Source organism: Agromyces hippuratus, assembly GCF_013410355.1.
Taxonomy (GTDB): Bacteria; Actinomycetota; Actinomycetes; order Actinomycetales; family Microbacteriaceae; genus Agromyces; species Agromyces hippuratus.
The window spans coordinates 367088-392010 of record NZ_JACCFI010000001.1; the positions used below are offsets into that span (position 1 = coordinate 367088).

Below are 24923 nucleotides of genomic sequence, written 5' to 3' on the forward strand. Positions count from 1 at the left end.
ATGAGCGACGACACGGAACCCCAAGACACGAACGACGCGGCGGCGAAAGCCCAGGTGCTCATCGATTCGCTGCCCTGGCTGAAGCGCTTCCACGGCGAGACGATCGTGGTGAAGTTCGGCGGCAACGCCATGGTGAGCCCCGAATTGCAGCGTGCGTTCGCCGAAGACATGGTCTACCTCCGCTACGCGGGCATCAAGCCCGTCGTGGTGCACGGCGGCGGCCCCCAGATCTCGGCGATGCTCGAGCGGCTCGGCATTCCGAGCGAGTTCCGCGGCGGCTACCGGGTCACGACCCCCGAGACGATGGACGTCGTGCGCATGGTGCTCTCCGGCCAGGTGAACCGCGAGCTCGTCTCGCTCATCAACGAGCACGGCCCGCTCGCCTCGGGGCTCTCGGGCGAAGACGCCGGTCTCTTCACTGGGCGCCGGCGCGGCGCGATCGTCGACGGCGAAGAGGTCGACCTCGGGCTCGTCGGCGACGTCGTCGCGGTCGACCCGGCCGCGGTGCTCGCCGAACTCGCTGCCGAGCGCATCCCCGTGGTCTCCTCCATCGCCCCCGACGGCGACGTGACCGGGCAGTCGCTCAACGTGAACGCCGATTCCGCCGCCGCGTCGCTCGCGGTCGCGCTCGGTGCGGCGAAGCTCGTCATCCTCACCGACGTCGCGGGCCTCTACCGCGACTGGCCGAACCGCGACTCGCTCGTCTCGGTCATCGACGTGCCCTCGCTCGTCGAACTGCTGCCGAGTCTCGAGTCGGGCATGATCCCGAAGATGGCCGCGTGTCTCGAGGCCGTCGAGGGCGGCGTCGCGAAGGCCGCGATCATCGACGGACGCGTGCCCCACTCGATCCTGCTCGAGGTCTTCACGCAGTCGGGCATCGGCACCGAGGTGGTGGCGGCATGAACGACTGGCAGCTGCGGTTCGACCAGCGCATCATGCGCTCCATCGGCATGCCGCTCGCGAAGCTCGAGCACGGCTCGGGCGCCTGGGTGACGGATGCCGCGGGCACGACCTATCTCGATTTCCTCGCGGGCATCGCGGTGAACTCCCTCGGGCACGCGCATCCCGTGTTCGTCGAGGCGGTCACGGCGCAGGCCTCGAAGCTCGCGCACGTCTCGAACTACTTCACGACCGAGCCGGCGCTCGAACTCGCCGAACGGCTCGTGCGCCTCGCCGGAGCCGGGCCCGACGGGCGCGCCTGGTTCGGCAACTCGGGCGCCGAGGCCAACGAGGCCGCGTTCAAGCTCGCCCGGCTGAACAACTCGGGCGGTGCGCGTACCCGTGTGATCGCGCTCGTCGATGCCTTCCACGGGCGCACGATGGGTTCGCTCGCGCTGACCGGCAAGCCGCACATGCGCGCGCCGTTCGAGCCGATGGCCGGGGGAGTGGAGCACATCCCCGCGACGATCGAGGCGCTCGAGGCATCCATCGACGATGGGGTCGCGGCCGTCTTCGTCGAGCCGATCCAGGGTGAGGCCGGCGTCGTCGAACTGCCCGAGGGCTTCCTCGAGGCGGCGCGCGAGCTGACCCTCCGCCACGGTGCGCTGCTCATCGTCGACGAGATCCAGACCGGTGCCGGGCGCACCGGGCGGTGGTTCGGATTCCAGCACGACGGCATCACGCCCGACGCGATCACCGTCGCGAAGGGCGTCGGCGGCGGCATCCCGATCGGCGGCCTCATCACGTTCGGCCGAGCTTCCGAGCTGTACCAGAAGGGCCACCACGGCTCGACGTTCGGCGGCAACCCGCTCGCGACCGCGGTGTCGAACGCCGTGCTCGGCGAGATCGAGCGCGCCGGCCTCGTCGAGAACGCCGCCGTGCGAGGCCCGCAGCTGCGTCGGCGCATCGAGGCCATCGGATCGCCGCTGGTCGCCGGAACGCGCGGCCGGGGGCTCCTCATCGGCGTCGCGCTCACGGCGCCGGTCGCCGGCGAGGTCGTCGCCCACGCCATGCACCACGGCCTCATCGTGAACGCCGCGAACGACACCACCATCCGCATCGCACCGCCGCTCATCATCGGCGACGCCGAGGTCGACGAGTTCGAGGCGCGCTTCGCGCGCGCCCTCGCCGACGCTCACCCGTACTGACCCGACCGACCTCTCCACGAACGGACCCACCGCATGACCCGCCACTTCCTCCGCGACGACGACCTCACCCAGGCCGAGCAGACCGAGATCCTCGACCTCGCCGAGCAGCTGAAGGCCGACCGCTGGTCGCAGACGCCGCTCGCCGGCCCGCAGACCGTCGCCGTGATCTTCGACAAGTCCTCCACCCGCACGCGTGTGTCGTTCGCCGTCGGCATCGCCGACCTCGGCGGCTCGCCGCTCATCATCTCGACGGCGAACAGCCAGCTCGGCGGCAAGGAGACGCCGTCCGACACCGCCCGCGTGCTCGAGCGCATGGTCTCGGCGATCGTCTGGCGCACCTATGCGCAGTCGGGCCTCGAAGAGATGGCCGCCGGCACGACCGTGCCGGTCGTCAACGCCCTCTCCGACGACTTCCACCCGTGCCAGCTGCTCGCCGACCTGCTCACCATCCGCGAGCACAAGGGAAGGCTCGCCGGCCTCACGGTCACCTTCCTCGGCGATGGCCGCAGCAACATGGCGCAGTCGTACCTGCTCGCCGGCGCCACCGCGGGCATGCACGTGCGCATCGCCGCTCCGGCGGAGTTCGCCCCCGAGGCATCCGTCGTCGCCGACGCCGAGCGCATCGCGGCGACGACCGGTGGGTCCGTCGCCGTCGTCACGAACGCGCGCGAGTCGGTGACCGGTGCCGACGTCGTCGTCACCGACACCTGGGTGTCGATGGGCAAGGAGGAGGAGAAGGCGCATCGCGTCGCCACCTTCGGCGGGTACCAGGTCGATGCCGAACTCATGTCGCACGCGGCATCCGATGCGGTGTTCATGCACTGCCTGCCCGCCGATCGCGGCTACGAGGTGAGCGCCGACGTCATCGACGGCCCGCAGTCGATCATCTGGGATGAGGCCGAGAACCGCCTGCACGCGCAGAAGGCGCTGCTGGTCTGGCTGCTCGCGAGGAAGGACGCCTGATGAGCGACGTGAACGGCACCGACGGCACGGCGGGCGCCGAGGCCGCGGCCGAGGCCCACGGCACCAATGAGGGCTCGCTCTGGGGTGCTCGATTCGCGAGCGGCCCGTCGCCCGAGCTGCAGCGCCTCTCGAAGTCGACGCACTTCGACTGGCAGCTCGCAGGCTACGACCTCGCCGGCTCACGCGCGCACGCCCGCGCGCTGGCCGCGGCCGGATACCTGGAGGCCGACGAACTCGAGGCCATGCTCGCGGGCCTCGACACGCTCGAGGCGCGCGTCGTGTCGGGCGAGATCGTCGCCGGTGAGGCCGACGAAGACGTGCACGGCGCTCTCGAGGCCGCACTGATCACCATCGTCGGCCCCGAGCTGGGCGGCAAGCTCCGCGCGGGCCGCAGCCGGAACGACCAGATCGCCACGCTCGTGCGGCTCTATCTGAAGGACCACGCCGCGACCATCGGTCGCGACCTCGTGCACCTCATCGACGCGCTCGCCGCGCAGGCCGACGCGCATCGCACGGCCATCATGCCGGGGCGAACGCACCTGCAGCACGCGCAGCCGGTGCTGCTCGCCCATCACCTGCTCGCGCACGCCTGGGCGCTCTCGCGCGACCTCGAGCGCCTCGTCGACTGGACGAAGCGAGCGGATGTCTCGCCCTACGGCGGGGGGGCCCTCGCCGGGTCGACGCTCGGCCTCGACGCGGCATCCGTCGCCCGCGACCTCGGCCTCGCGAGCCCCGCCGAGAACTCGATCGACGCGACCGCGAGCCGCGACGTCGTCGCCGAGTTCGCCTTCATCACGGCGATGATCGGCATCGACCTCTCGCGCTTCGCCGAGGAGATCATCCTCTGGAACACCCGCGAGTTCGGCTTCGTCACGTTGCACGACGGCTACTCGACGGGCTCGTCGATCATGCCGCAGAAGAAGAACCCCGACATCGCCGAGCTCGCGCGCGGCAAGTCGGGTCGGCTCATCGGCAACCTCACGGGTCTGCTCGCGACGCTGAAGGCCCTGCCGCTCGCCTACAACCGCGACCTGCAGGAGGACAAGGAGCCGGTCTTCGACTCCGTCGAAACGCTCGAGGTGCTGCTGCCCGCGTACACGGGCATGGTCGCCACGCTCACCTTCCACACCGAGCGCATGGCCGAGCTCGCGCCGGCCGGCTTCTCGCTGGCCACGGATGTCGCGGAGTGGCTCGTGAAGCGGCGCGTGCCGTTCCGCGATGCCCACGAGATCACCGGCGCCCTCGTGCGGTACGCCGAGGAGCACTCGCTCGAGCTCGACGCCGTCGATGACGCCGCACTCGCGGCGATCTCGCCGCACCTCACGCCCGACGTGCGCGAGGTGCTCACGGTCGAGGGCTCGGTCGCGAGCCGTGACGGCATCGGCGGCACCGCCCCGGTGCGCGTCGCCGAGCAGTTCTCCCGCCTCGCCGATCGCGTGCGTCACCTCGTCGCCGGCCTGCCGGAGGCGCGCAGCTGAGCGAACTCGTCACCCCCGACCGGGAGTTCTTCGGACAGGATCCCGTCGTGCTCGCACCGCTCCTCCTCGGAGCGGTGCTGAGCTACGACGCCGCCGCCGGCGGGCGGGTGGCGATCCGCCTGTCGGAGCTCGAGGCGTACCGGGGCGTCGGCGAGGATCCCGGCTCGCACGCGTTCCGCGGGCGCACGCCGCGCAACGCGGTGATGTTCGGCGAGCCCGGCCACCTGTACGCGTACTTCAGCTACGGCATGCACGTCTGCCTGAACATCGTCGCGCGTCCGCCGGGCTCCTCATCGGGTGTGCTCATGCGGGGGGCGACGGTCGTCGACGGTCTCGACCTGGCGAGGAGTCGTCGGCCCGGCGTGAACGATCGCGACCTCGCCAGAGGGCCGGGCCGGCTCGCGAAGGCGCTCGGCGTGCCGCTCGATGCCGGGGGCAGCGACCTGCTCGCACCGCCGTTCACCCTGCAGGTGGAGTCGACGCCGCTCCATGCCGCGAGCGGCCCGCGCACGGGCGTCGGTGGGGAGGGCGGTGGCTCCCGGTACCCGTGGCGGTTCTGGCTCCCCGGCGACGAGGGCGTCTCCCCGTATCGGCGGCACAAGCTCGCCGCCGAGTGACGGGCGCCACCACGCGGCATCCGCTGATCTCGCGATGCGCCGCCGCGAGCGGGGAGCGCTCAGCGCAGCGCGAGATGCACGACGAGTGCGCCGGCGCAGGCCCAGATGAGGCTCGCGAAGGTGCCGATGATGAATCGCTCGCGCGCCTCGGGTGCCTCGAGTTCGGTGAAGCGGCCGACACCCTTGATCGCGACGACGATCGCGAGCGCCTCGGGGAAGCCGGCGATGATGGCGCCCGCCGAGGCGACGCGCTCGAGCACGCCGATCGTCAGGCCGCCGCGCAGCACCTCGCGCTTGGCGGCGGCCTGCACGCCGCGATGCTCCTCATCGGCCGATCGCTTCCCTGCGACGATGATGCCGCCGTGGAGACCCGGTGCCACGGTGCCGCCCATCGCGAGGTCGAGCGCCGTGGCAGCGGCCGGGCTGCCGCCGAAGACGGCGACGGTGAGGCCGAGCACGGTGATGAGCGGCGCGAGGCCGAACTGGGCGGGGCTGCTCGCCGACGCCGCCGCGAGCAGCGCCACGCCGAGCGTGCCTGCCGCGAACCAGATGTACGCACGTCGCGGGCGCAGGTAGGCGAGCACCGAGAGCGCTGCCGCTGCGACCAGCGAGACCACCAGGGCCGACCAGGTGATGGCGTCGGCGATGACGACGAAGTGGTTCATGCGTGGGCTCCCGTCGAGCGGTCGAGGTTCTCGAGCAGCCTAGCGAGCGCCGGCATGGCGTCGAGCTCTGCGCGGATGTTCGCCGACTTCATGCGCGAGCTGATCGCCGGGGCGCTCACGCCGAGCTCGTCGGCGATCTCGGACTGCAGGGCGCCGGCGACGATGCGGTCGTAGACCTCCCACCCCTGGTCGGATCGGCGTTCACGGAGGAGGAGGGCGAGCTTGAACAACGCCTCGACGTGTTCGGCGTCGCCGTGCGCCGCCTCGATCGCGAGCCGGGGAGAGTTCTTCTTCGCGCGCTCGACCGCGTCGCGTGCGGCGAAGAACGCCTCGCCGCTCGCCTCCCGGATGTCGGCCGGAAGCGGGTCTCGCACGTCGCCGCATCCGATGCCGACGCTCCATGCTCCCTCGCGGGTGAGTTCGAACACGACCTCGACGACCGTGCGTGCATCACTCGTGATCAACTGGATCTCGTCGCCTGCGTTTCGCGCGACCGGCAGCAGCAGCTTCTCGCCGTGCGCGCGCTGGATGCGGTCGCGCTCGGCTCCGGCGAGATCGGCCTGCGTGCGACTGGAGACCTGGTCCGCGGTGACGACGATCATGACAACTCCTTCAGCCCGTGGCCTTCATTGGCAGTCACATAAGCATACAACATTAATCGAGAATCGGTTAGAGATGGGACCTAATCCGCTCGCTGATACCCTGACGGAGTGTCAGACCCAGTGATCCTCAATTCCCAGCAGAACGACGCCGCTTTCGCAGACGTCTGGGAGGAGCTCGTCTGGCGCGGCCTCGTGCATGTGTCGACCGACCAGGCTGCGCTGAAAGAGCTGCTCGCGGGCGAGCCGATCACGTATTACTGCGGGTTCGACCCCACGGCGCCGAGCCTGCACCTCGGCAATCTCGTGCAGCTGCTGACGATGCGCCGCCTCCAGCTCGCCGGCCACAAGCCGCTCGGCCTGGTCGGCGGCTCCACTGGTCTGATCGGCGATCCCCGGCCGACGGCCGAGCGCACGCTGAACACCAAGGAGACCGTCGCCGAGTGGGTCGGGTACCTGCAGGGTCAGGTCTCGCGGTTCCTCTCGGGCGAGGGCGAGAACGCGGTTCGACTCGTCAACAACCTCGACTGGACCGGCGGGCTCTCCGCCATCGACTTCCTGCGCGAGATCGGCAAGCACTACCGCGTCGGCACGATGCTGAAGAAAGACGCGGTGGCGTCGCGCCTGAACTCCGACGCCGGAATCAGCTACACCGAGTTCAGCTACCAGATCCTGCAGGGCTTCGACTACCTCGAGCTCTACCGCCAGTACGGCTGCGTGCTGCAGACGGGCGGCAGCGACCAGTGGGGCAACCTCACGAGCGGCACGGATCTCATCCACCGCGTCGAGGGAGCGAGCGTGCATGCGATCGGCACCCCGCTCGTCACGAACTCCGACGGTACGAAGTTCGGCAAGAGCGAAGGCAACGCGATCTGGCTGGATGCCTCGATGTGCAGCCCGTACGCGTTCTACCAGTTCTGGCTCAACACCGACGATGCCGACGTGATCTCGCGCCTGAAGATCTTCACGTTCCTCAGCCGCGAGCGCATCGAGGAGCTCGAATCGCTCGTCGCGACCGAGCCGTTCAAGCGCGAGGCGCAGAAGGTGCTCGCGACCGAGGTCACGACCCTCGTGCACGGAGCGGATGCCACGCAGGCCGTGATCGATGCATCGCGCGCACTGTTCGGACAGGGCGATCTCGCCGCGCTCGACCGCGCGACCCTCGAGGCGGCACTTCGCGAGCTTCCGAACACCACGGCGACGACGGATGCCTCGATCGTCCAGCTCCTCGTCGACACCGGCCTCGTCTCGAGCCAGAGTGAGGGCCGGCGGGCCATCGCCCAGGGGGGAGTGTCGCTCGACAACGTGCGCATCGACGATGACGCCGCGACGCTCGATGGTCGCGTCGCGGCCGGCGGCATGGCGGTGCTTCGTCGGGGCAAGAAGACGCTCGCGGGTGTGTTCGTCGAGTAGTTGTTCCAGAGATGTTCGGGCCCCGGTCGCTTGCCTCGGTGAGCGGCCGGGGCTTCGTGCGTTTCCGGGGCCCGCACGCGCGACACGCCCGGGATGTGTGTGGAGTTTGCGTGGGGTGGGGATTCCCCGTAATGTAATCACTCGTTGCCCCACAGGAGCGGATGAGCGGGACTGCTGAGTAAGCGTCTGGTTCTCCTCCTCAAGTGGCACGAAGATCCCAAACCAAGTTGTTTCTTCTTCTTGTGTTTGAAGCGTTCGGATGCGTCCTTTGGATGGCCGGATGAGAACGAAAAGCTCCGGTGGTTCGAATCTGTTGTGGTTCGGTTGTCGGGTGCGTCCGTTCCTTGAGAACTCAACAGCGTGCACTATGTTCAATGCCAAATTATTGAACCCCGACCTCACCGTTTGGTGGGGGGAGGATTCCTTTGGATTGATGGACAGTCAGTTTGATTGTTCTTTCAGTCAGAGATTGAAACTCTCAATGCCTCTTCGGGGGTGTTGGAACCATTTTTTTTGGAGAGTTTGATCCTGGCTCAGGACGAACGCTGGCGGCGTGCTTAACACATGCAAGTCGAACGATGAACCTGGAGCTTGCTCTGGGGGATTAGTGGCGAACGGGTGAGTAACACGTGAGTAACCTGCCCTGGACTCTGGGATAACCCCGAGAAATCGGAGCTAATACCGGATAGGACCTGGAACCGCATGGTTTTGGGTGGAAAGTTTTTTCGGTCTGGGATGGACTCGCGGCCTATCAGCTTGTTGGTGAGGTAATGGCTCACCAAGGCGTCGACGGGTAGCCGGCCTGAGAGGGTGACCGGCCACACTGGGACTGAGACACGGCCCAGACTCCTACGGGAGGCAGCAGTGGGGAATATTGCACAATGGGCGAAAGCCTGATGCAGCAACGCCGCGTGAGGGATGACGGCCTTCGGGTTGTAAACCTCTTTTAGTAGGGAAGAAGGGCTTCGGCTTGACGGTACCTGCAGAAAAAGCACCGGCTAACTACGTGCCAGCAGCCGCGGTAATACGTAGGGTGCGAGCGTTGTCCGGAATTATTGGGCGTAAAGAGCTCGTAGGCGGTTTGTCACGTCTGCTGTGAAATCCCGAGGCTCAACCTCGGGCCTGCAGTGGGTACGGGCAGACTGGAGTGCGGTAGGGGAGATTGGAATTCCTGGTGTAGCGGTGGAATGCGCAGATATCAGGAGGAACACCGATGGCGAAGGCAGATCTCTGGGCCGTAACTGACGCTGAGGAGCGAAAGCGTGGGGAGCGAACAGGATTAGATACCCTGGTAGTCCACGCCGTAAACGTTGGGCGCTAGATGTGGGGACCATTCCACGGTTTCCGTGTCGTAGCTAACGCATTAAGCGCCCCGCCTGGGGAGTACGGCCGCAAGGCTAAAACTCAAAGGAATTGACGGGGGCCCGCACAAGCGGCGGAGCATGCGGATTAATTCGATGCAACGCGAAGAACCTTACCAAGGCTTGACATATACGAGAACGCCGCAGAAATGTGGAACTCTTTGGACACTCGTATACAGGTGGTGCATGGTTGTCGTCAGCTCGTGTCGTGAGATGTTGGGTTAAGTCCCGCAACGAGCGCAACCCTCGTCGTATGTTGCCAGCACGTAATGGTGGGAACTCATATGAGACTGCCGGGGTCAACTCGGAGGAAGGTGGGGATGACGTCAAATCATCATGCCCCTTATGTCTTGGGCTTCACGCATGCTACAATGGCCGGTACAAAGGGCTGCGATGTCGTAAGGCGGAGCGAATCCCAAAAAGCCGGTCTCAGTTCGGATTGAGGTCTGCAACTCGACCTCATGAAGTCGGAGTCGCTAGTAATCGCAGATCAGCAACGCTGCGGTGAATACGTTCCCGGGCCTTGTACACACCGCCCGTCAAGTCATGAAAGTCGGTAACACCCGAAGCCGGTGGCCTAACCCTTGTGGAGGGAGCCGTCGAAGGTGGGATCGGTGATTAGGACTAAGTCGTAACAAGGTAGCCGTACCGGAAGGTGCGGCTGGATCACCTCCTTTCTAAGGAGCACTGGCCACTTTTGGTGGTCCAGGCATGCCAGATCAGACCGAACGTGTCTGCTGGCAGCTCATGGGTGGAACATTGACATAGGTGCTCGTCTGAATGGTTCAGACCTAGTACGCCGCTTCCTTCGGGGGGTGGTTGGAACGGTGGGGGCCGGCCGGTCGGGTGCATGCACGCTGTTGGGTCCTGAGGGGCCGGACAACTTCCCGCGCTTCGGCGTGGGGGTGATGGTTTCTTACAGACCTTCACGAAGCCGATGGGTTCTGATTCGGTGGGTGTGGGGGTTCTGGCCGTCTGTTGAGAACTACATAGTGGACGCGAGCATCTTAGAAACGGGACTTCGGTCCTGTTTCACAATAGGTGAGTCGCCAAGAGGTCGCCCTTCGGGGGGATCTTGTTGGCGTATTCACTGGTCAATTTCGCGGCATTGCCTTCGGGTGGTGTCGCACGATTCGATCTCATGTGATTTTCAAGTTTTTAAGAGCAAACGGTGGATGCCTTGGCATCTGGAGCCGAAGAAGGACGTCGTAATCTGCGATAAGCCTCGGGGAGCTGATAAACGAGCTGTGATCCGAGGATTTCCGAATGGGGAAACCCCGCCAGGCCCTTTGGGTGACCTGGTGACTCCCGCCTGAATATATAGGGCGGGTAGAGGGAACGTGGGGAAGTGAAACATCTCAGTACCCACAGGAAGAGAAAACAACCGTGATTCCGTTAGTAGTGGCGAGCGAACGCGGAAGAGGCTAAACCGAGCCATGTGTGATACCCGGCAGGGGTTGCATGGTCGGGGTTGTGGGACCTTTCGGACTGTACTGCCGTGCAGTCACGGTGACGCGTCAGGTATAGACGAACCGGATTGAAAGCCGGACCGGAGTGGGTGTGAGTCCCGTAGTCGAAATGCCTGGCGGCCCGGAGAGGTATCCCAAGTAGCGCGGGGCCCGAGAAATCCCGCGTGAATCTGTCAGGACCACCTGATAAGCCTAAATACTCCCAGATGACCGATAGCGGACAAGTACCGTGAGGGAAAGGTGAAAAGTACCCCGGGAGGGGAGTGAAATAGTACCTGAAACCGTTTGCTTACAAACCGTTGGAGCCTCCTTGTAGGGGTGACAGCGTGCCTTTTGAAGAATGAGCCTGCGAGTTAGTGATATGTGGCGAGGTTAACCCGTGAGGGGCAGCCGTAGCGAAAGCGAGTCTGAATAGGGCGATTCAGTCGCATGTCCTAGACCCGAAGCGAAGTGATCTATCCATGGCCAGGTTGAAGCGACGGTAAGACGTCGTGGAGGACCGAACCCACTTCAGTTGAAAATGGAGGGGATGAGCTGTGGATAGGGGTGAAAGGCCAATCAAACTTCGTGATAGCTGGTTCTCTCCGAAATGCATTTAGGTGCAGCGTTGCGTGTTTCTTGCCGGAGGTAGAGCTACTGGATGGCCGATGGGCCCCAAAAGGTTACTGACGTCAGCCAAACTCCGAATGCCGGTAAGTGAGAGCGCAGCAGTGAGACGGTGGGGGATAAGCTTCATCGTCGAGAGGGAAACAACCCAGACCACCAACTAAGGTCCCTAAGCGCGTGCTAAGTGGGAAAGGATGTGGAGTTGCACAGACAACCAGGAGGTTGGCTTAGAAGCAGCCACCCTTGAAAGAGTGCGTAATAGCTCACTGGTCAAGTGATTCCGCGCCGACAATGTAACGGGGCTCAAGCACGCCACCGAAGTTGTGGCATTGACATTAATGGTAGGCCTTCGTGGTCCAGCCGTGTTGATGGGTAGGAGAGCGTCGTGTGGGCAGTGAAGCGGCGGTGTGAACCAGCCGTGGAGGCCACACGAGTGAGAATGCAGGCATGAGTAGCGAAAGACGGGTGAGAAACCCGTCCTCCGGAAGACCAAGGGTTCCAGGGTCAAGCTAATCTGCCCTGGGTAAGTCGGGACCTAAGGCGAGGCCGACAGGCGTAGTCGATGGACAACGGGTTGATATTCCCGTACCGGCGAAGAACCGCCCACATGAAATCAGGAGTGCTAAGCATCCCAAGACGCGTGGATCCCTTCGGGGACGATCGTGAGGCGGCATGCGACCCCATCTGGTGGAGTGAGCGTATTAACAGGTGTGACGCAGGAAGGTAGCCCAACCCGGGCGATGGTTGACCCGGGGCAAGCGTGTAGGCCGAGCGATAGGCAAATCCGTCGCTCATGATGGCTGAGACGCGATGCGGATAAAAAGTGGGTGATCCTATGCTGCCAAGAAAAGCATCGACGCGAGGTTCCAGCCGCCCGTACCCCAAACCGACTCAGGTGGTCAGGTAGAGAATACTAAGGAGATCGAGAGAATCGTGGTTAAGGAACTCGGCAAAATGCCCCCGTAACTTCGGGAGAAGGGGGGCCTAAGGCGTGAATGGACTTGCTCCAGGAAGCGCTGCAGGGCCGCAGAGACCAGTGGGAAGCGACTGTTTACTAAAAACACAGGTCCGTGCTAAGTCGCAAGACGATGTATACGGACTGACGCCTGCCCGGTGCTGGAAGGTTAAGAGGACCGGTTAGCCGCAAGGCGAAGCTGAGAATTTAAGCCCCAGTAAACGGCGGTGGTAACTATAACCATCCTAAGGTAGCGAAATTCCTTGTCGGGTAAGTTCCGACCTGCACGAATGGCGTAACGACTTCCCAGCTGTCTCAACCGCGAACTCGGCGAAATTGCATTACGAGTAAAGATGCTCGTTACGCGCAGCAGGACGGAAAGACCCCGTGACCTTTACTACAGCTTGGTATTGGTGTTCGGTGTGGCTTGTGTAGGATAGGTGGGAGACTTTGAAGCTGGCACGCTAGTGTCGGTGGAGTCATTGTTGAAATACCACTCTGGTCACTCTGGATATCTAACTTCGAACCGTGATCCGGTTCAGGGACAGTGCCTGGTGGGTAGTTTAACTGGGGCGGTTGCCTCCCAAAAAGTAACGGAGGCGCCCAAAGGTTCCCTCAACCTGGTTGGCAATCAGGTGGCGAGTGTAAGTGCACAAGGGAGCTTGACTGTGAGACTGACAGGTCGAGCAGGGACGAAAGTCGGGACTAGTGATCCGGCAGTGGCTTGTGGAAGCGCTGTCGCTCAACGGATAAAAGGTACCTCGGGGATAACAGGCTGATCTTGCCCAAGAGTCCATATCGACGGCATGGTTTGGCACCTCGATGTCGGCTCGTCGCATCCTGGGGCTGGAGTAGGTCCCAAGGGTTGGGCTGTTCGCCCATTAAAGCGGTACGCGAGCTGGGTTTAGAACGTCGTGAGACAGTTCGGTCCCTATCCGCTGCGCGCGTAGGAAATTTGAGAGGATCTGACCCTAGTACGAGAGGACCGGGTTGGACGAACCTCTGGTGTGCCAGTTGTTCCGCCAGGAGCACCGCTGGTTAGCTACGTTCGGGATGGATAACCGCTGAAAGCATCTAAGCGGGAAGCCGGCCTCGAGATGAGATTTCCATACCCTTCGGGGTGAGAGGCTCCCAGCCAGACGACTGGGTTGATAGGCCGGATGTGGAAGACAGGACTAACGACTGTCGGAGCTGACCGGTACTAATAAGCCGATAACTTGATAATCACTACACTCACACACGTTTGAACATGTTCATGAAAAGGCCGTGTGAGTGGCCAAAGATACGCTCGCGTCCACTCTGTGGTTCCCTTCAGACGGAAACCCAACACATAATTCAACATTGTTGAACCCGCACCACCACACCCGCACGCGGGTGCAGGATGGTGCGGTCACCGAGACCACACACCCACCCCAACCCTGGTTGGCGGGCGAGGTGTGGCAAGAGTTTCGGCGGCCATAGCGCGAGGGAAACGCCCGGACACATTCCGAACCCGGAAGCTAAGACTCGCAGCGCCGATGGTACTGCAGGGGGGACCCTGTGGGAGAGTAGGACACCGCCGGACAATCATTGAGGAGAGTGGCCACCCGAAGACGGGTGGCCATTCTTCGTTAACGGGGTACTTCACAAGGTGCCCCATTACGGTTGAGTCTCATGAGGACTCCACACACGACGGGACTATCGTGAGCGACTCCAAGAAGGACTCGGCAGACCAGGGACGACCTGAGCGGAGCGGACAGCGCAGCGGCGGCAACGGAGCCGGCCGAACAGCAGGCGCGCGTTCCGGTTCAGCCCACCGAGATGGCGCTCCAGCGAAGAAGCCGTACGGAGATCGTGACGCGAAGAAGCCTTATGGCGATCGCGACAACCGCAAGCCCTACGGTGACCGCGATGCGAAGAAGTCTTATGGCGATCGCGACAACCGCAAACCCTACGGTGACCGCGATGCGAAGAAGCCTTATGGCGACCGCGACAACCGCAAGCCCTATGGTGATCGTGACGCGAAGAAGCCTTATGGCGACCGCGACAACCGCAAGCCCTATGGTGATCGTGACGCGAAGAAGCCTTACGGTGACCGCGACAACCGCAAGCCCTATGGCGATCGTGACGCGAAGAAGCCTTACGGTGACCGCGACAACCGCAAGCCCTATGGTGATCGTGACGCGAAGAAGCCTTACGGTGACCGCGATGCGAAGAAGCCTTACGGTGACCGCGATGCGAAACCCTATGGTGATCGCGGTGCGTCGAAGCCGTATGGCGACCGGGACAACCGCAAGCCGTATGGCGACCGCGATGCGAAGAAGCCCTACGGCGACCGCGATGCGAGGAAGCCTTACGGTGATCGCGCTGCGTCGAAGCCGTATGGCGACCGGGACAACCGCAAGCCGTATGGCGACCGCGATGCGAAGAAGCCCTACGGCGACCGCGATGCGAAGAAGCCCTACGGTGACCGTGACACGAAGCCCTATGGCGACCGCGGTGCGTCGAAGCCGTACGGTGACCGTGACAACCGCAAGCCGTATGGCGACCGCGATGCGAAGAAGCCCTACGGCGACCGCGACAACCGCAAGCCCTACGGCGACGGGCCGCGTGGTGGGCGTGACGACCAGCGCGAGGCTCCCCGCGAGGTCCACGGAGCGCCTGAACTGCAGGTGCGCCCGCGTCACGACGACCCGTTCATCCCCGAATCGATCGAGGCACGCGACCTCGACAAGGGCGCACGCGCCGAGCTGAAGACGCTGAGCAAGGAGAACGCCGACTGGGTCGCGCGGCACCTGGTGGCGGCATCCGAACTGCTCGAAGACGACCCCGAGCTCGCTCACCAGCACGCGCTCTCGGCAGGACGCCGCGCGGGCCGTATCGCGGTCGTGCGCGAGACGCTCGCGATTACCGCCTATGCGACCGGCGACTTCGCGCTCGCGCTCCGCGAACTGCGCACGTATCGCCGTATCTCCGGCAGCAACGACCAGCTTCCGCTCATGGTCGACAGCGAACGCGGAGTCGGCCGCCCCGACCGTGCCCTGGAGGTCGGCCGCGCGGTCGATCGCTCGACGCTGCCGGCCGCGGTGCAGGTCGGACTCGCCATCGCGATGTCGGGCGCCCGGCTCGACCTCGGTGAGCCCGAGATCGCCCTCGCCGAGCTCGAGATCCCGCAGCTCGACCCCGACCGTGCCTTCTCGTACAGCCCAGCGCTCTTCTCGGCGTACGCCGAGGTGCTCGAGGAGCTGGGCCGCGCCGACGAGGCCGCGAAGTGGCGCGCCCGCGCCGACCGCGCCGAAGCCGCACTCGGAGGCCCCGCCGAAGCCGAGTCGATCGAGATCTTCGAGGTGGAGCTCGAGGAGGTCGACGACGAGGCCGACAGCGCAGAAGCCGACGAGAGCGTCGAGCCCGAGGCATCCGTCGAGACCGTCGCCGCCGAGGCGTCCGACGAGCCTGAAGCAGCGGATGGCGCAGCTCAGGACGAATCCTCCGGCGCTCGCGAATCCTCCGACGAGACCGACGAGGTGCTCGACGGCGACCCGGGCGACGTGCTCGAAGACGACGTGCGCGAGGTGCTCGCCGCGCTCGAGGCCGACGAGAGCGAGGGCACGTCCGGTGGGACTGTTCCGCGCGAAGACTGAGCACGCGACGCCGCTCGACGGCGTCGACGCCGTGCTCGCCGACCTCGACGGCGTCGTCTACGCCGGCGCCCACGCGATTCCGCGCGCGGTCGAGAGCCTGAACCTCGCGAAGCGTGATCGGGCCGTCGGGTACATCACGAACAACGCGTCGCGCAGCGATGCATCCGTCGCCGGTCACCTGGCCGAACTCGGCCTCGAAGTCGTGCCGGCCGATGTCGTGACGTCGCCGCAAGCCGCGATGTCGTTGCTCGCCGAGCAGGTGGCGCCGGGCGCCCTCGTCTTCGTCGTCGGCGGCGAGGGCATCACGACCGAGCTCGAGAAGCGCGGCTACCGCATCACGCGTTCCGCCGATGATGCGCCCGAGGCCGTCGTGCAGGGCTTCACGCCCGACATCGGATGGCGCGAACTCGCCGAGGCATCCTTCGCGCTGACCGCCGGCGCTGGGGATGACGATTCGCCTGGGATCCCCTGGATCGCAACGAACATGGACTGGACGATCCCCGTCGCGCGCGGCATCGCGCCGGGCAACGGCACGCTCGTCTCCGCGGTGCACACGGCCGTCGGGCGGTTCCCGCTCGTCGCGGGCAAGCCCGAGACGCCCATCTTCGACGAGGCCCGCCGCCGTTTCGGCGCCGAGCGACCGCTCATGGTCGGCGACCGGCTCGACACCGACATCCTCGGCGCCCGACGCGCCGGCATGCTGAGCGCACTCGTGCTCACCGGCATCGACAAGGCGAAGCAGGTGCTCGCGGCTCCCGAGTCGAGCCGGCCCGACTTCATCCTCGCCGACCTCGACGGCCTCCATGCGCCGTATCCGGTGACGGAGGAGGTGCGCGGCGGGGTCACGCGCGTGGGCACCGCGCGGGTGCGCGTCTCGGGGAACCGGGTCGAGATCGTCGACGACGGCGGCGATCGGCTCGACCTGCTCCGTGCCGCATGCGCGGCGATCTGGGGCTCGGGCATGGGCATCCACGTGCTCGACGTTCCGGCCCGGCTCTACAGCTGATCGGTCGGTCGTCGACTCGGCGTCAGCGGGGCGGGGTAGCGTTGACTCGTGAGCACTGAACCCGATCGATCAGCAGAGGCCGAGACGACCTCGCCCGCGTCCGACGCGTCGTCGTCGTCGGTGTCGTCCGTGCTCGCCGAGGTCGAGTCGCGACCGCTCGACGAACGTGCGGCGGCCTATCAGTCGCTCGCCGACGAGTTGCGCACCCAGCTCGAGCAGTCCGACCCGTCATTGCGCACCTGACGCATGACCGGACAACGGCTCGACGCGGCCCTTGCTGAGCGCGGACTCGCTCGATCACGCACGCACGCCGCAACGCTCATCGCAGCTGGTGTGGTGACGGTCGACGGTCGTCCCGTCGTCAAGGCCTCCGCGAAGGTGGGCGACGACGCGGTGCTCGAGGTCGCGGCATCCGATCACTATGTGAGTCGCGCGGCGCACAAGCTCATCGCCGGCCTCGACGGCTTCGCGGTCGACGTCGCCGGGCGGGTCGCGCTCGACGCGGGCGCCTCGACGGGCGGTTTCAGCCAGGTGCTCCTCGAGCGCGGCGCCCGGCAGGTGCTCGCCGTCGACGTCGGGCACGGTCAGCTCGCGCCCGAACTCGCCGACGCCCCCGGTCTCGTGCTCGTCGAGGGCTGCAACGTGCGCCATCTCGATGCCGCGCGACTCGCGGAGCTCACCGGGGTCAACGAGCGTCCGTCGCTCGTCGTCGCCGATCTCTCGTTCATCTCGCTCACCGTCGTGCTGCCCGCGCTGCGCGCCAGCGCGGCAGACGAGGCCGATTTCGTGCTGCTCGTCAAACCGCAGTTCGAGGTGGGCCGCGGGGGAGTGCGCGAGGGCGTCGTGCGCGATGCCGGTCTGCGTTCCGAGGCGGTCTCGAACGTGCTGTGGGCGGCGTTCGACCTCGGGCTCGGCACCGCGGGCATCCTGTCCTCCCCAATTGCCGGTGGCCACGGAAACCTCGAATACCTCGTGCATCTCAGCGCCGTGCGGGGGTCGAATCCGACAGAATGGTCACGTCAGGTCGACGAAGTGACGGGGAGGGCGAAGGCGTGAGCGACGCACGGCGCTTCCTGGTGGTCTCGCACACCGGTCGGCGGTCCGCCCTCGAGGCGACGAGCGAGGTCTGCGCGCAGCTGCTCGCCGCCGGTGCGGTGCCGGTCATCGCGGCCGAACACTGGGACGAGGTGCACGACTTCGTGCCCGAGCTCAACGGCTCGGTCGAGCGGTTCGAAGAGACCGACCCCAAGGGCATCGAACTCGTCATCGTGCTCGGCGGCGACGGCACGATCCTGCGGGCCGCCGAGATCATGCGCGACCACCCGGTGCCGCTGCTCGGCGTGAACCTCGGCCATGTCGGCTTCCTCGCCGAGAGCGAGCGCGACGACCTCGGCTACACGATCGGCCGCGCACTGGCGCGCGACTACACCGTCGAAGAGCGCATGACGCTCGCGGTGCGCGCGAAGGTGGGTGAGGGCGTCGTCTACGAGAGCTGGGCGCTCAACGAGGTCACCGTCGAGAAGGCCGAGCGCGAGCGCATGCTCGAGGTCGTCATCGAGGTCGACCGTCGGCCGCTCTCCTCCTTCGGCTGCGACGGTGTCGTGATGTCGACACCGACCGGGTCGACCGCGTACTCGTTCTCGGCCGGCGGCCCGATCGTCTGGCCGAGCCTCGAGGCCCTGCTGCTCGTGCCGCTCAGCGCGCACGCGCTCTTCGCCCGGCCGCTCGTCGTCGGCCCCGAGTCGTCGCTCGCGGTCGAGATCCTGCAGCGCACCGAGGCATCCGCGGTCATCTGGTGCGACGGTCGCCGCACCTTCGATCTTCCGCCGGGCGCGCGCGTGATCGTGCGCAGGTCGCCCGTTCCGGTGCGCCTCGCGCGCCTGCACGAGGCGCCGTTCACCGATCGGCTCGTCAACAAGTTCCAGCTCCCGGTCACCGGGTGGAGGGGGCCGGTCGGGCGTGAATGAGGTACAGAGTGATCGAGGTCTGCAGTGATTGAGGAGCTCGGCATCCGCGACCTCGGCGTCATCGCCGAGGCGACGCTTCCGCTCGGGGCCGGCTTCACGGCGGTGACCGGCGAGACCGGCGCGGGCAAGACGATGGTGGTGACCGCGCTCGGGCTGCTGCTCGGCTCGCGATCCGATGCCGGCGCCGTGCGCGCCGGTGCGAAGCAGGCATGGGTCGAGGGTCGATGGCTCGTTCCCGACCACGGCGTCGTCGCCGAACGCGTTGCCGAGACCGGCGGCGAGATCGAAGCCGGTGAGCTGCTGCTCGGCCGGTCTGTCTCGGCCGAGGGGCGCAGCCGAGCGGTCGTCGGCGGCCGGAGCGCTCCGGTCGGGGTGCTCTCCGACCTCGGCGACGAACTCGTCGTCGTGCACGGCCAGGCCGACCAGCAGCGGCTCCGCTCGGCGGTCGCGCAACGCGAGGCGCTTGACCGCTTCGCCGGGCCGAAGCTGCAGTCCGTGCTCGACGAGTATCGCGCCGCGTTCAACGCCTGGCGAACGGATGCCGCGGAGCTCGAGCGACTGCGAGCCGACCACGAGTCGCGTCTGCGTGAAGCCGAAGAGCTGCGTGCCGCGCTCGACGAGGTCGAGGCCGCCGACCCGCAGCCCGGTGAAGACCTCGAACTGCAGGAGCTTGCCGACCGGCTCTCGAACCTCGAAGAGCTGCGGCTCGCCGCCGCGCAGGCCCGTGCGCTGATCTCTGCCGAAGATGTCGTCGACGACGTTCCCGACGCCGTCGCACTCGTCGACGGCGCACGCCGGCAGCTCGAGCGCGTCGCCGAACACGATGCCGCGCTGCAGCCGATCGGCGAGATGCTGACCAACGCGGGCTTCCTGCTCGCCGATGCCGCCGCCGAGCTGTCGGGATACCTCGCCGGCCTCGATGCAGACGGTGCACGCGAGCTCGAGATCGTGCAAGAACGCCGCGCCGTGCTCGGCGGCCTCGTGCGCCGTCACGGCGGAGGTCTCGACGACGTGCTCGAGTTCCGCCGCAACGGCGGTCTCCGGCTCGTCGAGCTCGACAGCGACGACGAGCGAATCGAGGGGCTCGAGGCATCCGTCGCCTCGCTCGAGGCCGACGTCGATCGGCTCGCCGGTGCCCTCACCGAACTGCGAACCGATGCCGCGGGCCGTCTCGCGATTGCGGTGACCACCGAACTCGCGGCGCTCGCGATGCCCGACGCGCAGCTCGCGGTCGCGATCGAGCCGACGGTCGAAGCGACGACCCACGGCCGCGATGCCGTGTCGATCCTGCTGCGACCGCACCCCGGCGCCGAGCCGCGGCCGGTGTCGCGTGGCGCCTCGGGCGGCGAGCTGTCACGGGTGATGCTCGCGATCGAGGTCGTCATCGCGGGCAGCGACCCGGTGCCGACGTTCGTGTTCGACGAGGTCGACGCCGGCGTCGGCGGCGCCGCCGCGATCGAGATCGGGCGACGACTCGCGCGCCTCGCCGAACGCTCGCAGGTCATCGTCGTGACCCACCTCGCACAGGTCGCCGCGTTCGCGACGAATCACCTGAGCGTGGTCAAGGGCACCGACGGGCAGGTCACCTCGTCGAGCGTGCGCCAGCTCGCCGGTGCCGAGCGAGAAGCCGAGATGGCGCGGCTGCTGTCGGGTCTGGCCGACTCGCAGAGCGGACTCGCGCACGCGAGGGAGTTGTTGGAGATCGCCGCCGACCGCGCGGCGTGACACGCGGTCGACGACCGTGAACGAACGGGATCGAGTGGATCCCGAGAAAAATGGGGGAGCGCGTGGGGCATGTCGGGTCGAATGATCAGGAACGTGGGTTAGGCTATAAGCCCGTGGTGGATGAACGCGGAACAGACAATCAGAACGACACGACCAAGCACATCTTCGTGACCGGTGGTGTCGTTTCTTCGTTGGGCAAGGGACTCACGGCGGCGAGTCTCGGCAACCTCCTGACTGCCAGGGGCCTCAGAGTCGTCATGCAGAAGCTCGATCCTTATCTGAACGTGGATCCGGGCACGATGAACCCCTTCCAGCACGGCGAGGTCTTCGTGACCGACGACGGCGCTGAGACCGACCTCGACATCGGTCACTACGAGCGGTTCCTCGACATCAACCTGAGCCAGGCGGCGAACGTCACCACCGGCCAGATCTACTCGACGGTGATCGCCAAGGAGCGTCGCGGCGAGTACCTCGGCGACACGGTGCAGGTGATTCCGCACATCACCGACGAGATCAAGCGGCGCATGCGGCTGCAGGCCTCGGAGTCGCCGAAGCCCGACGTCATCATCACCGAGATCGGCGGCACCGTCGGCGACATCGAGTCGCAGCCGTTCATCGAGTCGGCACGCCAGGTGCGTCACGAGCTCGGTCGCAAGAACGTCTTCTTCGTGCACGTCTCGCTCGTGCCCTTCATGGGCGCATCGGGCGAGCAGAAGACGAAGCCCACGCAGCACTCCGTCGCCGCCCTGCGTTCGATCGGCATCCAGCCCGACGCACTCGTGCTGCGCAGCGACCGGCCCGTCACCGAGTCCAACAAGCGCAAGATCGCGCTCATGTGCGACGTCGACGAGCAGGCCGTCGTGAACGCGGTCGACGTGCCGTCGATCTACGACATCCCGACGATGCTGCACGACCAGGGGCTCGACGCCTACATCATCGACACCCTCGGCCTCGCCGAGAAGGCGGCCGACGTCGACTGGTCGGGATGGAGCGGTCTCCTCGACGTCGTGCACGACCCCAAGCACGAGGTCACGATCGGGCTCGTCGGCAAGTACATCGACCTGCCCGACGCGTACCTCTCGGTGACCGAGGCGCTGCGCGCCGGCGGTTTCGCGAACGACGCCAAGGTCAACATCGAGTGGATCCCGTCCGACGAGTGCCAGACGCCCGAGGGCGCGCAGAAGCACCTCGCCCACCTCGACGGCATCTGCGTGCCCGGTGGCTTCGGCGTGCGCGGCATCGAGGGCAAGCTCGGCGCACTGCGCTTCGCACGCGAGAACGCCATCCCGGTGCTCGGCCTCTGCCTCGGCCTGCAGTGCATGGTCATCGAGTACTCGCGCAATGTCGCCGGTCTGCCCGGCGCCTCGTCGAGCGAGTTCGACCCCGACACGCAGTACCCGGTCATCGCCACGATGGAGGAGCAGGTCGAGATCATCGCCGGCGGCGACCTCGGCGGCACCATGCGTCTCGGCCTCTACCCGGCCAAGCTCGCAGAGGGTTCGATCGCGGCCGAGCTCTACGGCTCGACCGAGGTCTCCGAGCGCCACCGTCACCGCTACGAGGTCAACAACGCCTACCGCGACCGCATCGCCGAGGCGGGCCTCTCGTTCTCGGGCATGTCTCCCGACCGGCACCTCGTCGAGTTCGTCGAGCTGCCGCGCGACGTGCACCCGTTCTACGTCGGAACGCAGGCGCACCCCGAGCTGCGCAGCCGACCGAACGATGCGCACCCCCTGTTCCGCGGCCTCGTCGGCGCGGCGCTCGAGCGTCAGCAGGCGAGCCTGCTCTTCGACGACGTCACCAATGGCTGAAACCCACGACGCGGGCATCGGCGGGCGGCGCGAGCCGCTCGCCGATGAACGGGTCGAGGTGCCCGTCGTCTCGAGCGATCGGGTCTTCGAGGGTCGCGTGTGGGACGTCCGGCGCGATGCCTTCGAGTTCGGCGGCGAGACCATCGTGCGCGAGTACATGGACCACACGGGTGCCGTCGGCGTGCTCGCCCTCGACGACGAGGATCGGGTACTGCTGATCAAGCAGTACCGCCACCCTGTGCGCATGCGCGACTGGGAGATCCCCGCCGGGCTCCTCGACATCGACGGCGAGCCGCCCCTGGCTGCTGCGAAGCGGGAGCTCGCCGAAGAGGCCGACCTCGAGGCATCCGATTGGGCGGTGCTCAGCGACTTCGCGACGTCGCCCGGCGGCAGCGACGAGCTGATCCGGGTGTACCTGGCGCGCGGGCTGTCGGCCACATCCGAGGCGTTCGCCCGAGAGGGCGAGGAGGCCGACATGGAGACCCGGTGGGTGCCGCTCGACGAGTGCGTCGACGCGGTGCTCGACCGACGCGTCCACAATGCCCCGCTGGCGGTCGCGGTGCTCGCGGCCGCAACGGCACGCGCACGCGGTTGGTCGACCCTCGGTGCGGCGGATGCCCCGTGGCCCGGGCAGTCCATCGGTCGCACGGAGCCTCCGCGACGATGAACCGAACCCCCGTCGACGACTACCTGCGGCATCTCGCCGTGGAGCGGGGGCTCGCTCAGAACACGATCTCGTCGTATCGGCGCGACCTCGCGATCTACGCCGACTGGCTCGCGTCACGCGGCATCGCCGGACCGTCGGCGGCGACCGAGCAGGACCTCGGCGACTTCGTGCGGTTCCTCGGCGCCGACCGGGTGCCGCCGCTCGCGACCTCGTCGATCGCTCGAGTGCTGTCTGCCGTTCGCGGCCTGCACCGCTTCCTCGCCGAGGAGGGGCTGGTGGCGGCTGACGTCTCGCGTGAGCTGCGCCCGCCGAAGCTGCCGATGCGGCTGCCGAAGGCGATCCCGGTCGACGACGTCGAGGCGCTCATCGCGGCGGCCGGCGGCGACGAGCCGACCGACCTCCGCGACACCGCCCTGCTCGAGGTGCTCTACGCGACCGGCGCGCGCGTCTCCGAGGCCGTGTCGCTGAACGTCGACGACCTCGTCGACCAGGAGGTCGTGCGACTCTTCGGCAAGGGCGGCAAGCAGCGTATCGTGCCGCTCGGCAGCTACGCCCGGCGGGCGGTCGACGCCTACCTCGTGCGTGCCCGCCCGTTGCTCTCGGCACGCGGCATGGCGACGCCCGCCCTCTTCCTCGGCGTGCGCGGCAAGCGGCTGTCTCGGCAGGCCGCCTGGGAGGCGATCCGCGACGCCGCCGAGACGGCGGGGCTCGCGACATCCGTCTCGCCGCACACCCTGCGGCACTCGTTCGCGACCCATCTGCTCGAAGGCGGCGCCGACGTGCGCGTCGTGCAGGAGCTCCTCGGTCACTCCTCGGTCGCCACCACGCAGATCTACACGCTCGTCACAGCGGACACACTCCGGGAGATGTACACCGCGGCCCACCCGCGTGCTCGCTAGAATCGACCAAGCACCCGCCCGGCCTCAGGAGAGAAGACGACACGTGACGCACCAGACGAACCACTCAGCGGACGGAATCGCAACTCCGCCAGAGCTCGGTCCCACTGGTCGCCCCTCACGCGAGTTCCCCGAGCCCGCGCCGCTCACCGCGCACGGCCCGGCACGCATCATCGCCCTCTGCAACCAGAAGGGCGGCGTCGGCAAGACGACCACCACGATCAACCTCGGGGCGACGCTCGCCGAGTACGGCCGCCGGGTGCTCGCGATCGACTTCGACCCGCAGGGCGCGCTCTCGGCGGGGCTCGGCGTGCCGACGCACGACGTGCCGACGATCTACGACCTGCTGCTCTCGCGCACGCTCGACCCGTCCGACGTGATCCAGAAGACGAGCGTCGACGGCCTCGACGTGATCCCCGCGAACATCGACCTCTCGGCCGCCGAGGTGCACCTCGTCACGGAGGTCGCCCGTGAGCAGATCCTCGCGAGCGTGCTGCGCCGCGTCTCGGCCGACTACGACGTGATCCTCATCGACTGCCAGCCGTCGCTGGGCCTGCTCACGGTGAACGCGCTGACGGCCAGCCACGGCGTTGTCATCCCGCTCGAGTGCGAGTACTTCGCCCTGCGCGGCGTGGCCCTCCTCATCGAGACGATCGACAAGGTGCGCGACCGGCTGAACCCCGCGATCAAGCTTGACGGCATCCTCGCGACGATGTACGACTCCCGCACCCTGCACTCCCGCGAGGTGCTCGAACGCGTCGTCGACGCCTTCGGTGACGAGGTGCTCGAGACGGTCATCACCCGCACCGTGAAGTTCCCCGACGCGAGCGTCGCCGGCACTCCCATCACCGAGTTCGCACCCGAGCACCAGGCGTCGCGGGCGTACCGCCAGCTCGCCAGGGAGCTGGTCTTCCGTGGCGCGGTCGCCTGAGGCGGCTTCGGCCCCCGAACAGCACGCGCACGACGCGACGGTGTCGGCCGAAGACCATCACGCGCACGCGCGGTCGGATGATTCGGC

The 24923-nt window shown here is 66.7% G+C and carries 19 protein-coding genes and 3 rRNA genes; 19 read left to right on the forward strand and 3 right to left on the reverse strand.

Going from position 1 to position 24923, the window contains the following annotated elements:
* Genes argB through BJY17_RS01725 form a run of 5 tightly spaced genes read left to right on the forward strand, consistent with a single transcriptional unit; the run spans position 1 to position 5145 of the window.
* A complete protein-coding gene (argB, locus tag BJY17_RS01705; RefSeq protein ID WP_179549850.1) occupies positions 1-903 on the forward strand; it encodes an acetylglutamate kinase in 903 nt (300 codons plus the stop codon).
* Complete coding sequence (locus BJY17_RS01710; RefSeq protein ID WP_179549851.1) at positions 900-2087, forward strand: acetylornithine transaminase; 1188 nt, start codon at positions 900-902, stop codon at positions 2085-2087. Before argB ends, BJY17_RS01710 begins: the two co-directional genes overlap by 4 nt.
* A 33-nt stretch (positions 2088-2120) precedes the next feature.
* Positions 2121-3050 (forward strand): ornithine carbamoyltransferase, encoded by a 930-nt coding sequence (gene argF, locus BJY17_RS01715; protein ID WP_179549852.1) that lies wholly within the window; start codon positions 2121-2123, stop codon positions 3048-3050.
* Positions 3050-4528 carry an argininosuccinate lyase gene (argH, locus tag BJY17_RS01720; RefSeq protein WP_179549853.1) on the forward strand — a complete coding sequence of 493 codons (1479 nt, stop codon included), beginning with the start codon at positions 3050-3052 and terminating at the stop codon, positions 4526-4528. The genes argF and argH overlap by 1 nt, the downstream gene beginning before the upstream one ends.
* Positions 4525-5145: a DNA-3-methyladenine glycosylase gene (locus BJY17_RS01725; protein WP_179552659.1), complete on the forward strand. Its 621-nt coding sequence runs from the start codon at positions 4525-4527 to the stop codon at positions 5143-5145. The genes argH and BJY17_RS01725 overlap by 4 nt, the downstream gene beginning before the upstream one ends.
* Positions 5146-5204: 59 nt before the next feature.
* On the opposite strand, the gene BJY17_RS01730 is transcribed toward BJY17_RS01725, so the two are convergent.
* Both BJY17_RS01730 and BJY17_RS01735 read right to left on the reverse strand, forming a co-directional pair.
* Positions 5205-5810 carry a hypothetical protein gene (locus BJY17_RS01730; protein ID WP_179549854.1) on the reverse strand — a complete coding sequence of 202 codons (606 nt, stop codon included), beginning with the start codon at positions 5808-5810 and terminating at the stop codon, positions 5205-5207.
* Positions 5807-6412 carry a DNA-binding protein gene (locus tag BJY17_RS01735; protein WP_179549855.1) on the reverse strand — a complete coding sequence of 202 codons (606 nt, stop codon included), beginning with the start codon at positions 6410-6412 and terminating at the stop codon, positions 5807-5809. Before BJY17_RS01735 ends, BJY17_RS01730 begins: the two co-directional genes overlap by 4 nt.
* Before the next feature lie 108 nt (positions 6413-6520).
* Here BJY17_RS01735 and tyrS point away from each other — a divergent pair, with 108 nt between their 5' ends.
* The 4 genes from tyrS (at position 6521) to rrf (ending at position 13777) form a co-directional block, all read left to right on the forward strand.
* A complete protein-coding gene (gene tyrS, locus BJY17_RS01740; protein ID WP_179549856.1) occupies positions 6521-7822 on the forward strand; it encodes a tyrosine--tRNA ligase in 1302 nt (433 codons plus the stop codon).
* Positions 7823-8332: 510 nt separating this feature from the next.
* Positions 8333-9860 (forward strand): 16S ribosomal RNA (locus tag BJY17_RS01745).
* A 471-nt stretch (positions 9861-10331) separates the two neighbouring features.
* Positions 10332-13438 (forward strand): 23S ribosomal RNA (locus BJY17_RS01750).
* Between the two features lie 222 nt (positions 13439-13660).
* Positions 13661-13777: ribosomal RNA gene (rrf, locus tag BJY17_RS01755) — 5S ribosomal RNA — on the forward strand.
* The 16S, 23S and 5S rRNA genes sit together here, the layout of an rRNA operon.
* A gap of 223 nt (positions 13778-14000) precedes the next feature.
* Here the strand turns inward: rrf and BJY17_RS18275 are convergent.
* The gene (locus tag BJY17_RS18275) at positions 14001-14846 is read right to left on the reverse strand and encodes a hypothetical protein (protein ID WP_218889835.1); all 846 of its coding nucleotides are present in this window, start codon (positions 14844-14846) and stop codon (positions 14001-14003) included.
* An 18-nt stretch (positions 14847-14864) separates the two neighbouring features.
* Here BJY17_RS18275 and BJY17_RS18280 point away from each other — a divergent pair, with 18 nt between their 5' ends.
* Genes BJY17_RS18280 through BJY17_RS01805 form a run of 10 tightly spaced genes read left to right on the forward strand, consistent with a single transcriptional unit; the run spans position 14865 to position 24836 of the window.
* Positions 14865-15833: a tetratricopeptide repeat protein gene (locus BJY17_RS18280; RefSeq protein WP_322789715.1), complete on the forward strand. Its 969-nt coding sequence runs from the start codon at positions 14865-14867 to the stop codon at positions 15831-15833.
* Positions 15808-16839 (forward strand): HAD-IIA family hydrolase, encoded by a 1032-nt coding sequence (locus tag BJY17_RS01765; protein ID WP_179549857.1) that lies wholly within the window; start codon positions 15808-15810, stop codon positions 16837-16839. The genes BJY17_RS18280 and BJY17_RS01765 overlap by 26 nt, the downstream gene beginning before the upstream one ends.
* 48 nt (positions 16840-16887) lie before the next feature.
* A complete protein-coding gene (locus BJY17_RS01770; protein WP_179549858.1) occupies positions 16888-17082 on the forward strand; it encodes a hypothetical protein in 195 nt (64 codons plus the stop codon).
* Positions 17083-17085: 3 nt separating this feature from the next.
* Positions 17086-17895, forward strand: coding sequence for a TlyA family RNA methyltransferase (locus tag BJY17_RS01775; protein ID WP_179549859.1), 810 nt, complete (start codon positions 17086-17088; stop codon positions 17893-17895).
* On the forward strand, positions 17850-18806 hold the full coding sequence (locus BJY17_RS01780) for an NAD kinase (RefSeq protein ID WP_179549860.1): 957 nt from the start codon (positions 17850-17852) through the stop codon (positions 18804-18806). Before BJY17_RS01775 ends, BJY17_RS01780 begins: the two co-directional genes overlap by 46 nt.
* 24 nt (positions 18807-18830) lie before the next feature.
* Positions 18831-20531, forward strand: coding sequence for a DNA repair protein RecN (gene recN, locus BJY17_RS01785; RefSeq protein ID WP_179549861.1), 1701 nt, complete (start codon positions 18831-18833; stop codon positions 20529-20531).
* Between the two features lie 50 nt (positions 20532-20581).
* The gene (locus BJY17_RS01790; RefSeq protein ID WP_179549862.1) at positions 20582-22342 is read left to right on the forward strand and encodes a CTP synthase; all 1761 of its coding nucleotides are present in this window, start codon (positions 20582-20584) and stop codon (positions 22340-22342) included.
* Positions 22335-23009, forward strand: coding sequence for an NUDIX domain-containing protein (locus tag BJY17_RS01795; protein WP_179549863.1), 675 nt, complete (start codon positions 22335-22337; stop codon positions 23007-23009). Before BJY17_RS01790 ends, BJY17_RS01795 begins: the two co-directional genes overlap by 8 nt.
* Positions 23006-23908 carry a site-specific tyrosine recombinase XerD gene (gene xerD, locus BJY17_RS01800; protein WP_179549864.1) on the forward strand — a complete coding sequence of 301 codons (903 nt, stop codon included), beginning with the start codon at positions 23006-23008 and terminating at the stop codon, positions 23906-23908. Before BJY17_RS01795 ends, xerD begins: the two co-directional genes overlap by 4 nt.
* Positions 23909-23951: 43 nt before the next feature.
* On the forward strand, positions 23952-24836 hold the full coding sequence (locus BJY17_RS01805) for a ParA family protein (protein WP_179549865.1): 885 nt from the start codon (positions 23952-23954) through the stop codon (positions 24834-24836).
* Positions 24837-24923: the final 87 nt, after the last annotated feature.